Source organism: Streptomyces sp. NPDC051738, assembly GCF_044453205.1.
GTDB lineage: Bacteria > Actinomycetota > Actinomycetes > Streptomycetales > Streptomycetaceae > Streptomyces.
In genome coordinates this window covers 296,590-310,357 of record NZ_JBITCM010000012.1, presented here as the reverse complement: position 1 = coordinate 310,357, position 13,768 = coordinate 296,590, and the positions used below count along the sequence as shown (strand labels likewise).

At 68.5% G+C, this 13,768-nt stretch carries 12 protein-coding genes; 4 read left to right on the top strand and 8 right to left on the bottom strand.

What is annotated here, in order from left to right:
* The first annotated feature begins 564 nt into the window (after positions 1-564).
* Entirely contained in the window at positions 565-768 is a 204-nt protein-coding gene (locus tag ACIA8X_RS28075; RefSeq protein ID WP_393454913.1) for a hypothetical protein, read from the top strand.
* Between the two features lie 216 nt (positions 769-984).
* Here the strand turns inward: ACIA8X_RS28075 and ACIA8X_RS28070 are convergent, their stop codons facing one another.
* Positions 985-1,560: a CGNR zinc finger domain-containing protein gene (locus tag ACIA8X_RS28070; RefSeq protein ID WP_393454910.1), complete on the bottom strand. Its 576-nt coding sequence runs from the start codon at positions 1,558-1,560 to the stop codon at positions 985-987.
* A gap of 78 nt (positions 1,561-1,638) precedes the next feature.
* On the opposite strand from ACIA8X_RS28070, the gene ACIA8X_RS28065 reads away from it, so the two are divergent.
* Entirely contained in the window at positions 1,639-2,811 is a 1,173-nt protein-coding gene (locus tag ACIA8X_RS28065; protein WP_393454907.1) for an epoxide hydrolase, read from the top strand.
* Positions 2,812-3,160: 349 nt separating this feature from the next.
* On the opposite strand, the gene ACIA8X_RS28060 is transcribed toward ACIA8X_RS28065, so the two are convergent.
* From ACIA8X_RS28060 to ACIA8X_RS28050, 3 genes are all read right to left on the bottom strand, one after another.
* A complete protein-coding gene (locus ACIA8X_RS28060; RefSeq protein ID WP_393454904.1) occupies positions 3,161-3,838 on the bottom strand; it encodes an HNH endonuclease family protein in 678 nt (225 codons plus the stop codon).
* Positions 3,839-4,423: 585 nt separating this feature from the next.
* Positions 4,424-4,738, bottom strand: coding sequence for a hypothetical protein (locus tag ACIA8X_RS28055; RefSeq protein ID WP_393454901.1), 315 nt, complete (start codon positions 4,736-4,738; stop codon positions 4,424-4,426).
* A gap of 182 nt (positions 4,739-4,920) precedes the next feature.
* Entirely contained in the window at positions 4,921-5,166 is a 246-nt protein-coding gene (locus ACIA8X_RS28050) for a hypothetical protein (protein WP_399459383.1), read from the bottom strand.
* Positions 5,167-5,612: 446 nt separating this feature from the next.
* Here ACIA8X_RS28050 and ACIA8X_RS28045 point away from each other — a divergent pair, with 446 nt between their 5' ends.
* Positions 5,613-5,990, top strand: coding sequence for a hypothetical protein (locus ACIA8X_RS28045; RefSeq protein ID WP_399459382.1), 378 nt, complete (start codon positions 5,613-5,615; stop codon positions 5,988-5,990).
* A 198-nt stretch (positions 5,991-6,188) separates the two neighbouring features.
* On the opposite strand, the gene ACIA8X_RS28040 is transcribed toward ACIA8X_RS28045, so the two are convergent.
* The 3 genes from ACIA8X_RS28040 to ACIA8X_RS28030 form a co-directional block, all read right to left on the bottom strand.
* Complete coding sequence (locus ACIA8X_RS28040) at positions 6,189-6,848, bottom strand: hypothetical protein (RefSeq protein ID WP_393454892.1); 660 nt, start codon at positions 6,846-6,848, stop codon at positions 6,189-6,191.
* Between the two features lie 27 nt (positions 6,849-6,875).
* On the bottom strand, positions 6,876-8,216 hold the full coding sequence (locus tag ACIA8X_RS28035; protein ID WP_393454889.1) for a ferric reductase-like transmembrane domain-containing protein: 1,341 nt from the start codon (positions 8,214-8,216) through the stop codon (positions 6,876-6,878).
* 143 nt (positions 8,217-8,359) lie between these two features.
* The gene (locus ACIA8X_RS28030) at positions 8,360-9,817 is read right to left on the bottom strand and encodes an FG-GAP-like repeat-containing protein (RefSeq protein ID WP_393454886.1); all 1,458 of its coding nucleotides are present in this window, start codon (positions 9,815-9,817) and stop codon (positions 8,360-8,362) included.
* A 180-nt stretch (positions 9,818-9,997) separates the two neighbouring features.
* Here ACIA8X_RS28030 and ACIA8X_RS28025 point away from each other — a divergent pair, with 180 nt between their 5' ends.
* Positions 9,998-10,822, top strand: a complete 825-nt coding sequence (locus ACIA8X_RS28025; protein ID WP_393454883.1) for a transporter substrate-binding domain-containing protein — start codon at positions 9,998-10,000, stop codon at positions 10,820-10,822.
* An 11-nt stretch (positions 10,823-10,833) separates the two neighbouring features.
* Here ACIA8X_RS28025 and ACIA8X_RS28020 read toward each other — a convergent pair whose 3' ends face one another.
* On the bottom strand, positions 10,834-13,614 hold the full coding sequence (locus ACIA8X_RS28020; RefSeq protein WP_399459381.1) for a glycosyl hydrolase: 2,781 nt from the start codon (positions 13,612-13,614) through the stop codon (positions 10,834-10,836).
* Positions 13,615-13,768: the final 154 nt, after the last annotated feature.

The following is a 13,768-nucleotide window of genomic DNA, read 5'->3' as shown; positions in this document are numbered from 1 at the left end:
TCTCAGCCGACGGCGCGGCTCACCTATTCGCTTCCAGCCTTGAAGGCACCACCCAGCTCCCGTCTGGCCACGGAGTGGCACGGGGGCGAGTACACAAAGGGCCGAGACGACAAGCCGGCACTCGGCTGGGCTGATCTCGCCAGCACCTCGCGCCGATCCGCCCTCCCCCTCGCGGTCGTCCAACGGTGACCAGGCGGCCGTGATCGCCGCGCTCGAAGTCGCTTAGCGGAACGGCCACGGAGTAACTTCTGCCGAGCTTGTCCGTCAGCGACGAGAGCGTGACGTGAAGGTCAATCCATTTGAGGCAAGCAAATGGATATCCACATCGAACGACTTGGCAATCCAGGCGTCTACCAGCCGCGTGGACATCTGAGGAGCAAAAGGATTGCAGGAAAGCGTCCGCATAATGGCCCGTCCGGGGGACCGTGAGCCTTGTCCGAGGCGCCCAAGATATGTCCTGACAGAAGAGGCGCCAATATGGGTCTCAAGCAGGAGGCCCGCACCGCCGATCGGGCTTGGCGGCAAGATCGTTGGGGCGGACACTGAGTACCAGGAGGTAGCGCTATGAGTGTGGCTCCAATCCGCTCCGTACTGTCGATCGCTCGCCCGAAGGACTGGGCAGCCCTGCTCATCGTCATCGTGATCGTCTATGTCCCGGCGGCGCAGATCCAGGACATCCTGACCAGCCTGATCGCTCTGTCAGGAGTGCTCGTCTCGGGCTCAGCAGTCAGGGCCGTATCAGCGCGACAGCCGCAGACGGCCGCCTAAGGGCGGGCCAGGCTCGATCGGGCCACGATGTGAGCCCCACACGGAAAGCGGCACGCGAAAGCCTCAGCCCTGACCAACGGATTGCCTGGCCGATCTCCTGAAGCGGGTGTCGCAGGTTCGAATCCTGTCGGGGGACCAGCAAAAAGGCCCCGGACCGACCGTGGTCCGGGGCCAACTCACGGCAAGAATCACCCGTCCACCTCCACGAGGCAACGATCACTCCGTTGATCTGGGGTTTTTGCGCTGGTTGGCATTGAAGCGGGCTTTCTTCTGACGATTCCCGCACGTGTTCATGTCGCACCATTTGCGGGTGCGGCTCTGGCTGGTGTCGAAGAAGGCGGCTTGGCAGGTTGGTGATGCGCACAAGGCCAGTTTTCCGTCTCGTTCGCCTGCGATGATGCTGATCGCGTCGGCGGCGATCACGCCGAGGGCATCTTCCACGCAGGAAGCCGAGCTGAGCTGCCATCGCCGCTTGCCCTCGGGCGTCAGGATCGCCGCGGCCCGGCCCTGAGCGCTGCGGTCATTGATGACTTGGACAGCAGAGGCCGGGAGAGCGTCCTGGATCGCGGCCGCTGTCGCGGCGGCGTGAATCGACTCCCTCAGTTCCCGGGCGAGGTCGAGCTGGGCAGTGGTGCAGGAGTCCACGGCGAGGCCGCTCACTGCCAGCCAGTCGATGAGTCGGTGCGGCGTGGGAATGCGCTCCACGGCGTTGCCATGACGCTCCGACAGAGTCCCCGTGAAGCTGGTCGCCAGCACGTTGCCGAGGCGGAAGTCAGGGAAGCCAGCACGCATGGAACCACCTTAGCCGGTTGCGCCGGCATGAAGGGGGTAGAACCGTCTTAGCCGGTTCCGCGATGGCCAGGAGGTCTCATGCCCCGTCCAACCAGCGACGTGCAAGCATTCGAAGCCCACGCAACTGACGCCGACCTCGACGATCTGCGCGCGCGACTTGCCGCGGCGCGACTGCCGGAGGCGGAGACGGTCCATCGCGCCGCGCCCGGCCCTCGCCGGTGGGAACAGGGCGTTCCTCTCGCCGACCTCGTCGATGTCGTGGACTACTGGCGCACCGGGTACGACTGGCGGTCGTTCGAAGAGCGCCTTGACCGGATCGGCCAGTTCCGCACGACCATTGATGATCTGGGAATCCACTTCCTGCACCGCCGATCCGCGCGCGCGGACGCCACTCCTCTGATCTTGACGCACGGCTGGCCGGGCAGCATTGCCGAATTCATCGATGTAGTGGATGAGTTGGCGGATCCGAAAGACGCGGGCGCGCCGGCGTTCCACGTCGTGGTTCCGTCGCTACCGGGCTTTGGTTACAGCGACAAGCCGGCCGCCACCGGGTGGGGAACCGAAAAGATCGCGGCCGCATGGGTGGAACTCATGGGAAGGCTCGGCTACCGCAAGTTCGCAGCCCACGGCGGCGACTGGGGAGGAAATATCACCACGGTTCTCGGCGGCAGGTTCCCGGAGCACGTTCTCGGCATCCACACATTGTTCGCGGAGGCGCCGCCCGGGTTGACGACGGACGGGCTGACGGCGGTCGAGCGCAGGTGGACCGAGGAGACCCGCCATTTCTGGCGCCACCGCGCGGCGTACGCGAAGCAGCAGGCGACCCGACCGCAGACCATCGGCTACTCGCTCGTCGACTCACCGGTCGGGCTTCTCGCCTGGATCCTCGACAAGTTCGCCGAGTGGTCGGACACCGAGGACAGCCCGTTCGAGAGGATTTCCAGGGACCGCGTTCTGGACGACGTCACCCTGTACTGGCTGACGCGGACCGGCGCATCGGCGGCCCGCATCTACTACGAAAGCCACAACTCGCTCGATCCCGAACTTCGGGTCGACGTCCCGTCGGCAATCACTATGTATCCCCGCGACATCGAGAAGTGTCCGCGCCCCTGGGCACAGGAGCGGTACCGACAGATCGTCCGATGGAGGTCACCCGAAATCGGAGGACATTTCCCGTCGCTGGAGGTTCCCGAGTATTTCGTCAAAGATCTGCAAGAAGGCCTCGCGGCAGTGCTGGACGCCAATCGGTGAACGCGGCTCGGCGACCCGGCACTTGATCACCGCCTGATCCGGCTCATCCGCCAACTCCAGGAGGAGATCACCGATGCCGCGTAGGTCCGTTGTTCTCCGCACTCCCTCCTGCTTGTCGGGTAGCTGGCCGTTCAGGATTTCCTGGCGTGGGAGTGACAGCCCGAAGTGCTGGGGCGGGAGCGTGCGGCCGCCCCGCCCCAGTCTGCGTCGTGTCCTACCAGCCGGTCAGGGCTTCGGTACGGCGCACGACACCGTCGCCTTGGACGCGTCGCAGTGCGCGAACTCAGGGAAGGCCACCCGGTACTCGTCCTTGGTTGCCCCGCGCCGTTGACGGGGCGGGGCAACCGTTCTAGAGCACGGGTTCGTAGGTCACGGTCGTGCCGGGGCACGCTTCCGCGTTCTGGGTCAGTGCTTCGAGTTCGGCGGCGTCGGCGGTCAGGCCCCAGCGGAGCTTGGTCGCGATCCACTCCGAGGTGTAGCGGCACGTGACCTCGACGGCCGGTGGCAGCCATTCGGCCGGGTCCTGGTCGGACTTGCTGCGGTTCGAGGCCGCGGAGACGGCGACGAGGGAGGGGGTGACGGCCAGGTCGTTGGCGTACGCCTCACGCCGCTCGGCGCTCCACTGGGACGCTCCGGAGTCCCAGGCCTCGGCCAGCGGCACCATGTGGTCGACGTCCAGGGCGGAGGCCGAGGTGAGCCACCTGGCGTCGTAGTACGACCACCAGCGACCGCCGGAGAGTTTGCAGCCGGGGAGGATCTGAGGCTGTTCGACCGCTTCGGCGAGCAGTACTTCCGCTCGGGTGTTGCAGCCGTCGGTGGGGTTCCGGCCGGCGTTCCAGTGCTTGAAGCTCGTGCGCTGGTAGCCGTCCCGCACCTCTGCGGCGAGGGGGATGAGGTGGACCGAGGCCGCCATCGGGAGCGTGTACGTCTCGGCGGGGCGGTGCTGCGCGTGGGCCGGCGTGGGGGCCGCGAGGGGCACGACGAAGAGGGCGGCCGCGAGGACGGCTCGCCTGAGGTTCTTGATCACGCATCGCAGAATTGACTGCGCGTACCTCTTTCGAGGGGTTCGGCTCGAACGAATGAGCCATGTGGAGGCTTCAGTTCACCGGACGGGTGTGCTGATGGGCACCCGATGGGGGAATGCCTTCGATGGAGAGTCCGCTGGCTGGTGCATCATGGCGCGCACTACAAGCACGCCGGATCCGGCGGGGAGCAGCGGGGAACGGCCGGGGACAGCGGGGAATCACGGTGAAAGCAGCCCGCTCGACGAGGCCCCGTCACGCGGTTCTCCCGGTCAGCTCGCCAACAGTCCTCAGAGTGCCGCAGCTTCCCAAGCTGAGATCACGGCCGGCCCCACCGCATCGTCGTGAGATCGAACGAGCATCTATCAGTTCATGGACCAGCGTTGTTGGGCGGCGGCGCTTGATGCTGTCAGACGTGTGTCCCCAGCGGGGCCTTGACCCTGGCACAGCATGACGAACGCACCCTGCCTCGGAGGGCTGCAGTTCCACCGGCTCCAATCGCGGGCACGAGCGGGGCCCGCAACTCGGCCACAGAAGTCGCAGGTCGCGGACAAGACGGCCGCCTCTCCCCTAAAGCAGCTGTCCAGCGATCACCGGGTCCACACGCGCCGAAACTCTTCGGCCGGGATGGCCTCCAGCGGATCCACGTCAGGATCGATCGCTTGGTCTGTGAGGCCGCCGTGCTCGTCCTCCAGGTGCTCCCAGCTGTACCGGTGGAGTTGGCCGGCGGAGGTCAGCTCGGCTTGCTTGATGGCAATCAACTCGCCGCTTTCGGTTACGGCTTCGATGTACCAGAGGCCGCCTTCCTCGTCAGCGTGACGGAAGTGGTGCCGCAGGGTGGCGCCCTCGTCGAGTGCTCGGTAGTACGCCACGGTTTCTGCTGCGATGCGCGCCAGGTCATCCACGAGATCATCGTGCCAGCCCCGTGCCCGGTGTCGCAGCGTGCTCGCCTCCGTCTGATCACCCGCCGGACGTGGGCCGAGAGCCCGCCCGCTACCGCGAATCGCTGTGGCCGGGTCATGCGCCGCGGGACCGGGCCGACACCGTCCATCGCGGGATCAGGCTGATGCCGTACGCGAGTGATCCGCTACGGCCGTACGGCCACTGCATCCGCCTCGAAGAGCCCCCCCCGGCAGCGCGAGCGAGGCCACACGCGGTCGCTCAGTGCCTGGGCCGGCAGCCCGTCGCCGAAACGGGCATGCAGCGCCTTGCCGAGGATCTGCAGCTTGTCGAGGTCGTGGTCGACGATAAAGGTGCCGAGGCGGACCAAGTACTCGTATCGAAGGCCAACCCCCTCCAGAACCGACCGCGGCCGGTCGAAGGCCGGATCCACCTGGGCTGCGAAGTCACCGGGCGCCGGGGCGTGGAGGGTGGCCGGGTTGGTGGTCGCGCTGACCGTTTGTCATATCTGCATTTTCAGTCGACGTTTCCGCAGGTCACATCCCCAACTGATCTCCCACCCACAACGCTGACGAACTCGGCGACGCCGCACGGGAGTTTCGTCGGCGCCCTGTGTCAGTGACGAAGAACCTGGGCCACCCCGCGCTCATGGCGCGGCCACACGGGTGGTTCTGCGCGGAATGCCTACACCCCGGATTCGGCTTTCTAACGCCCTTTCCCTACAGGGAACTTGGGCCCACCGTGGGGCCGACACCCTTGCTCGCTGATCAGACGATCCGGCGTGCCGACGAGCAGATCTCCGATATTTGCGCATTAACCTCTCGTCACCTTATGACGTGGCGGATCGCATACGCATCCGCTTCAACGCTCGGAGAAGACATGCGCAAGCCTCGCAAGACCGTTGTCGTGGCCGTCCTCCTCGGCGCCATCGGCTTCCTCGGCACCGGCACCGCCTACGCCGACGGGCACGAGCAGAAGCACGAACAGAAGCACGAACAAAAGCACGGACACGAGCACAAGCACCACGGCAAGGGGAGCAAGGCGAAGGGGGACAAGGCGAAAGAGAGCAAGACGCTCCTCATCAACCAGAGCACCACATGCTCGACGACCGAAGAGAACGTCGACGTGCAGGGCCAGTACGGGTTCCAGAACGGCCTGCAGGGCAACCGGTCCAACGGCGAGGGCTCGCCCGGCTCGCAGTACACCAGCCTCGGCTCAAGCCAGGGCTGCAACAACACCGTCGTCCTCGGCAAGTAGCTCGCTCTCGCTCCCCAGGGTCCCGGCGCCCGGGACCCCCGGGGCCCTGTCTCCCACCCAGACCGCCCCTGCGGGCCCGCCGTGGTGAGCCTCGCGGGTCCCACGGCAGACACCGCAGGGGATGCGTCGGCGGGAGTGACGAGGGGTCGTGATGGCGGAAAGGTCTTGCTCAGCGCTACCCCTGACCGCCCCGCAGCCTCAGCGCAAAGCGCCTGCGGTGCGCTCCCGGTGTCCCTCGTGGTCGGGAGAACCGCAGTGGCCCGGCTCGCGCTGCATCTCGCCGCGCCACAGGTGCGGGGCGCACTTCCGGATCTCCGCCACCAGGGGCTCCCGGTACCTGGCGTACTCGCCCGTGGTCGCGAAGCGATAGCGCAGCCGCGGTAGGCCGGGGCTGATGGGCTCGTCGTCGCGGACCAGGCCCCACAGGACCGGGTCGTCCCGGTCGATCGGGCCGGACGGGCACAGCTCGATCGAGTACTGCCTGACGCCCCGGTCGTTCTCGCTCCAATGGACCGCGACCCCGGCGAGGTTGTCCCAGCGGATGACGTTCTGCCCAGCGCTGTTGCGCAGCCAGAGCCCTGTGTCGTCGATGCTCACGGCCTGCGGGCGGAGCGCGAGGGCCGAGCGGAAGAGCTTGAAGCCGGAGTAGCCGATGGTCGCGAAGAGCAGTGCTGCGAGTCCCGCCGGCTGGGGGTCGTTGCCGTTGAGCCCGGCTGTGATGACCACCGCCAGGACCACGAAGAGGACGCCCACGGCCATGAAGATCCCACCGAGCACTAGCCCCTGTCGGGCGACTCGCCGGGCATGGTGAATGACGGTGGCGGTGGGGGCGGGGCCATGTGGGGTGGACGTCGACATGATCCGAGAGTCTAGGCAGGTGCCCGGTCAGGCCAGGCCGAACCTCTCGGCGTGCACCTGGCGTGCGGGGACCTTCAGGGCTCGCAGGCCGGAGAGTGCGGCCCTGGTCATGGCGGGCGGGCCGCAGACGTACACGTCGCGTTCGGTGATGTCGGGGACCAGCCGGTGCAGGCTGTCCGGGCCGAACGGCGGGGCGCCGCCCTCGGCGGTCCTGCCCGTGAGCAGGTGCAGCCGCCCGCCCCGGAGCGCGACCAGGTGGCGCACCTCGTTCAGCAGCACGGCGTCGGCCTCGCTGCGTACCCGGTACAGCACGACGACGTCGCCGGCCGCCTGCTCCTCCAGCATGGCGCGCACCGGTGTGATCCCGACGCCGCCGGCGATCAGCAGGGCGCCGGGCCGGGTCCGGTGCAGCGAGGTGAACGCCCCGTACGGTCCCTCGACGAAGGCGCGGCTGCCGACCGGGACGTCACGCAGGCCGGCGCTGGTGCTGCCGGCCGCCTTGGCCGTGAGGCGCAGCCCCCGTCCGTCGGGCGCCGCCGACAGGGAGAAGGGGTTGGCCAGCCACCAGTGGTTGTGCCCGGGGAACCGCCAGATGCAGAACTGGCCCGCGCGGGCGGGGAGTTTGTCGAGGTGGCGGCCGGTGACGTACACGGAGACCACCTGGTCCGACTCCGGCACCACGGCCGCCACGCGGAATCGGTGGTAGGCGTTGCGCCACAGCGGCACGGCGAGCCGCCCGGTCAGCAGGGCGCCGAAGGCGAACAGCCACAGGATCCACCAGTAGGCCGTGGCGAACGCGGAGGACGTGAAGGTCGTGGTCTCCTGCAACTGGTGGACGAACGCCAGGCCCAGGGCGACGTAGAGCAGCAGGTGCAGTCCGTGCCAGACCTCGTAGCGAAGCCGTCGCCGCAGGGGCCGGGTGGAGGTCACGGCGATGACGAGGATGACGGCCGCTGCGAGCATGCCCAGCAGGGAGGCCGGCACGCCGCTCAGGGCGACGAACGTCTTGCCCATGGACGTGTCGTCGAGCGTCGCGTAGCCGAGCACCACCAGCGTGGCGTGGGTGAGGACGGTCCACAGCAGGGTGAAGCCGACCCAGCGGTGCCACACCGTGAGCCGGTCCATCCCGATGCGGCGGTCCAGCCACGGCAGCCGGGCCACCAGCAGCAGTTGGAACAGCATCAGCAGGGCCGCGTGCAGTCCGAAGAACTTCGCGACCGTGAGCACCCCGTTCTTGCCCGACCCCGCGCTGAGGAACAGCGCCTCGACGATGACGACGTTGACGATGACGAACGTCCACATCGCCCAGCGCGCCGCGTCCACCGGAAGCACGGTGCCGCCGCGCACCGTGCTGCTCGTCGCCGCCATGGTTGCCTCTCATCCCCCGACACGCACAAACCCCACAAACCTCATGAAGGCCTGGGGATTCGGTCGAATAGGCACCTCGATCGGGTAAGGATACGGCGGGTGGTCCCGATCCGTTCATGCCGGAACCGTCACAGTCGGCGTGCTCAGGCGCCCGACATGACGTCCCCGAACATGGGGTCGTCCCCCGACTTCCCGATGCCCACGGACGACGCACCGAAGCTCACCGCGCCGGTGGTCGTGACGCCTCCGGTGGAGCCGCGCAGGACCCATACGGAGCCGTCGTCGCTGTTCTCGCCGCCCGCGCCCACCGACAGATCGGCGCGGCCGTCCTTGTTGTGGTCGGCGAGGTGGACGGCCGTGCCGAACAGGTCCGACGTCTCGTTGGCGCCCGGGACACCCGAGGTGCCCTGGTTGAAGGACTGGGCGCCGGTCGCCTTCAGGCCGGAGGCGCTGCCGCGCAGCACCCAGACGCTGCCGGCGTGGGACGCGGAGCCGATCGTCTCGAAGACCGCGCCGACGGCGAGGTCCGGGTAGCGGTCGCCGTTGACGTCGCCCACGGCGAGGGTGCCGCCGAACGAGTCCTGGGACTCGTCCGCTCCCGGCACACCCGCGGTGTCCTGGCTGAAGACGGCGCTGCGCGTGGTGTCGACGCCGGCCGCACCGCCGTAGAACACGGTGACGTAACCGCCCTTCGCCGTCTGGTCCAGGACAGCGACGAAGTCGGAGCCGACGACCAGGTCGTCGCGCCCGTCGCGGTCGAAGTCGGCCACGGCGAACGCGCCCGCGAACCCCGTGCCCACCTCGGTCTGCAGCGTGGGCCCGGTCGAGGCGCCCCGGTAGACGAAGTTGCCCGCGGAGGACCCGACGACCACGTCGTCCGCCCCGTCGTTGTCGAAGTCCCCGGCGGCCAGCTGGACGGCGCCCTTGGGGTACGAGCCGGACTCGATCTGCGCGTCGAAGCGCAGCTTCCCGGCCGCGCCCGCGGACTTGGTGAAGCCGCCCTTGAAGATCCACACGTCCTTGCCGGTGGAACCGACCGCCAGATCGGCCTTCCCGTCACCGGTGAAGTCACCGACCGCGAGTGACTGGCCGAACCGGTCGTGGCCCGAGGCGTTCGGGTCGCTGATCGACGTGCCGCCCGACAGGCCGGACGAGCCGCCCCACAGAATGGTGACCGAACCGCCGTCGACATCGCTGCCGACGTCCTCCAGCGGTGTGCCCACGACGAGATCGCCGTAGCCGTCTCTGTTGAGGTCACCGTGCGCGAGTTCGGTGCCGAAGCGGTCGGAGGCCTCGGAGTCGCCCGGCACTCCGGCGGAAGTCTGCGACGTGGTCTTGTGGCGCGCGGCGCTGATCCCGCTCGCCGAGCCGTAGTTGACGACCACGGCGCCCGCCTTCGCCTTCCCGCCCGCGACAGCACCCGGGGCGCCGGTCGCCAGATCCCGGTAGCCGTCACCGTTGAAGTCGTCGGCGAGGCCCGACGCGGCGGCACTCGCACCGCCGGGCAGGGTGATGAGCAGGCCACCGGCCAGGGCGGCCGCGACGGCGGTGGCGCCCAGGACGAAGGGACGCCGGGAGCGCTTGTGGTGGGGCCGGGGCATGGGTTCCTCTCCAGGACATACGTGCGGGCTCACGATTGACCTCTGGTGAGCCTGAAGGGTTGTACGGGAAAGGAGAGGTTGTACGGGGAAGGAGAGGCAGCAGTGCGGAAGCGAAGTACGGCGACCGCGTGAACCGCCGGTGGCCGCCCCGACCTCTGACAACCCGGAGAAAGTGAAGTCATGCGCCGCAGAAGCACCTTGACCGCTCTCGCCCTCGCGCTCGTCACCGCCATCGGCGGTACGGCCTACGCCACCCAGGCCGGTACCGAGTCGAGCCCGTCCGGCCGGGATCGCCCAAGCACCCTCCTGGACAAGGTGCCCGAGCGCGGAGTGCTGCGCGTGTGCACCACCGGTGACTACCGGCCGTTCAGCCACCTGGATCCCGCCACGAAGTCGTACACCGGCATCGACATCGACATGGCGAAGAACCTGGCGACCACCCTGGGGGTGAAGCCCCGGTTCGTGGCCACCACTTGGGCCAAGCTCATGGACGACCTGACCGCGGGCAAGTGCGACATCAGCATGGGAGGCGTCTCCGTGACGCTGGCCAGGGCGCGGAAGGCGTACTTCAGCACGCCCTACCTCGTCGACGGCAAGGCCCCGATCGCCCGCTGCGAGGACAAGGGCAAGTACCAGTCCCTGAAGGAGATCGACCGGCCCGGTGTCCGGGTGATCGTCAACCCCGGCGGCACCAATGAGGCGTTCGCCAAGGCCAACATCCACCAGGCCACCGTCATCACCCACCCCGACAACACCACGATCTTCGACGAGATCATCGCGGGCCGGGCCGACGTGATGATCACGGACGGCAGCGAGACCGAGTACCAGGCCAAGCTCCATCCGGAACTCTGCGCGATCAACCCCGACAAGCCCTTCACCTTCGGCGAGAAGGCGTACCTCCTGCCGCGTGGCGACGAGGAGTTCAAGGAGTACGTCGACCAGTGGGTCCACCTGGCCACCCACGACGGTACCTACGACGGTTACGCCGAGGAGTGGCTCGGCTGACCCAGCCGGGGTCAGCCGTAGGGGATCACCACCACCGACCTGTCCGTGCCGGTCTGGAGTCTGGAGGTGCCGTTGCCGATGGCGCTCCAGACCTCCAGCCGTACGGTCCCGCCTCTCAGGTTGCCGAGGGTGCCGGTGGTCGACTTGAGGCCGCGGGACTGGGTGTACTCCTCCCAGCCGGTGACCGGGTCGGTCGCGAAGTACTGGTAGGTCTCGGTTCGGTCGAAGGTGCCGTCGCCCGTGAGGTCGTAGCTGATCCTGGCCTGTTGGCCGAGGCCGACCGTGGTGTCCGCGTCCAGTTGGAGGCGGAAGGAGGTGGCGGCGCCGGGGGTGAGTGTGCCGTTGACGCCCTTGACCTCGTACACGAGCGGCTGGTGCGGGGTGCCGTCGTGGTTGGCGCCGGCGGCCGAGGGGAGGGTGTCGCCGGCGGCTGTGGCGCCGGTCGCGGTGGTGAGCGTGCCGCCGGAGCGGAGCTGGTAGGTGTTTCCGGTCGGGGGTTCGGGGTCCGGGTCCGGGTCGCCGCTCCCCGTACCCGTTGCCGTCGCCGTCGAACGCGCGGGCACGGAGAGGGTCTTGCCGTCGGAGAAGGTGACCGTGCGCGCCGTGGCGCCGTGGTTGTGGGCGACGTACGTCCGGACGGTGCCCTTGGTGAAGGTGGCCGACGTGGGGAGGTCGCCGGTCACCGTCGCGTCGGGGGCTCCGAACTCGTTCAGGGCGCTCAGCCAGTGGTAGGTGTGGGCCTTGGACTCGCCCTCTTCCGGGGTGTAGGCGGCGTTGCCGGCGTCCCACTTGGCCTTCGCCGCCGCGGGGTCGGCGAGGGACTGGAACTCCCAGAGGATGTCGCGCCATTCGACGGCCGGGCCGCCGTTCTCCCGCTCCAGCTCCGCGAGGTTGCGTCGGATCGCGGCCTTCTCGCCGCCGAGGTGGAGGCTGGAACCGCTGGTCACGGGGAGGACGTTGATGCCGTGGATCTCCTCGGGGTTGGCGGTCCACCAGGTGGCGTACGCGGCGCCGCTGCCCCAGACCATGCCGGCGGTGTCATGGCCGAAGGAGGACGGGAAGACCTGCTCGTCGGCGTCGAACCAGTACTGGGCGATCGCCTCCGACTCCGTGGTCAGCAGATAGCTGCCGAGGTCGCGCAGTGCGGTGTCTGAGGTGGCCGAACCCCACAGGACGAGGGCGGCGCTGAGGTTGGTGGACTCGGACGACGACTCCTGGTTGTTGCCGGCGGCGAAGCCCTGGTGGCCGGAGGCCCAGCTGTGTCCGGCGTAGACGTCGAAGCCGCGCAGGAAGGGGAAGGCGCTGTCGGTGCGGCTGGGGTTGGCCGTGTCGCGCACCAGGGTTTCGACCATGCCGCCCCAGGCCGAGTCGGCGGCCCAGGCCTGGTCGTACTGGGCGACGATCGCGGCCGCGTAGACGTAGTAGCCGTAGTGGAAGTGGTGGTCGTTGAGCTCGGTGTCGCTGCCGTAGGAGGCGGGGTAGCCGGTGAGGGTCTTCCAGGCGCTGTCGTAGGAGAACTCGTTCGCGCCGCCCGCGGTGAACCAGTCCTGGAGGCGCCCCTTGATCAGGCCGAGCAGCTTGTCGCGGATCGCGCCCTCGCCTATCTGGTCGGCCAGCGGCACGAGTTGGGCGAGTTTGCCGAGGGCTTTGCCGGTCCAGTAGGTGTCGGTGGCACCGGAGAAGGGGTCGGTGGCGTTCGCGACCTCGTTCAGGTAGCCCTTGAGCCGGGCCGCGTCGACGTCACCCGGCTTCGGCAGCGTGGGCAGCACGGCGGAGGCGGGCCTGCTGGTGGTGAAGGAGGCCGACTCGCGGACCTTCATGGTGCCGCGCGGTGAGACGTAGGTGTACGGGGTGAGGGCGTCGGTGGTGTTCAGCCACTGGTGGCGGTAGAGGGCCTGGAGCGTGCCGCGCTCGGTGCCCTCCTCGGCCTCGGTGGTGAGCGTGTAGGTGGCCTTCACGGTGCCGCCGGTGGAGCTCCAGTTCACGGTCGAGCCGGTGACGAAGCTGTACGCGTACTTCCGGTACGTGGCGAGCGCGTCCGTGGCGGGGAGGACGGCCACGGAGAAGTAGTCCTTCGAGCCGAGGCCGGCGCTGATCGTGGAGCCGGAGACGTTCCAGTCGCTGCCGGTCGGCGCGAACAGGGCGTAGTGGTGGCCGGCGACCGTGATGCCGAGGACGCTGCCCTGGTCGGCGAAGACGGTGGGGGCCTCCGCGGTGGTGATCCGGGCGTCCCCGCCGGAGCCCTTGGCGTAGACAAAGGGCATGCCGTGGCCGATCGTCGTGCGCAGGGTCCGGGTGCCGTCGGACCAGTACGGGGTGACCGTCCAGTCGGACCAGTCGTCCGCCTTGGTGTCGGGGGAGTTGAGCCCGGCGAGGCCGATGGTGAGGTCGCGTTTGTGGGCGTACTCGTACTGCCGGCCGTCACCCACGATCGCGGGGCTCGTCGTGTACCCGACGTCCAGTCCGCCGGAGACGGCCTGGTAGGTGAGGGGGTGGCCGTACATGGGGGTGGAGTACGGGTTGTCGCCGTAGCGCTGGAAGGCGAGCGAGGACCACCAGTCGTTGGTGGGCACGGGCCGGTCCTTGGCGGCGGCGGTGACCTTGGGGACGACCGGAGTGCCGGTGTTGGTGGTGGGACCCGACGTACCGGCTGGGCGGCTGTCGGAGTAACTCCCGGAACCTACGGGGACGGTGGCGGCCGCCGCCGGTACGGCCGCAGGACCGAGTCCTACGGCGGCCAGGGCGGTGGTCAGGAGCAGCACCGCGGCGGATCTGGTGTGGGGGGCTGGCATGAACTGCACCTCATGTCATCGCGACGGAAGGGGATGACTCATCACGGACCGGATGAAACTTGAGAGCGCTCTCAGATTTGCCGAGAATTTACGTCCGGGGAACATGGGGCGTCAATAGATGTCACTGCGACGGGACTTGGGACTTGGGACTTGG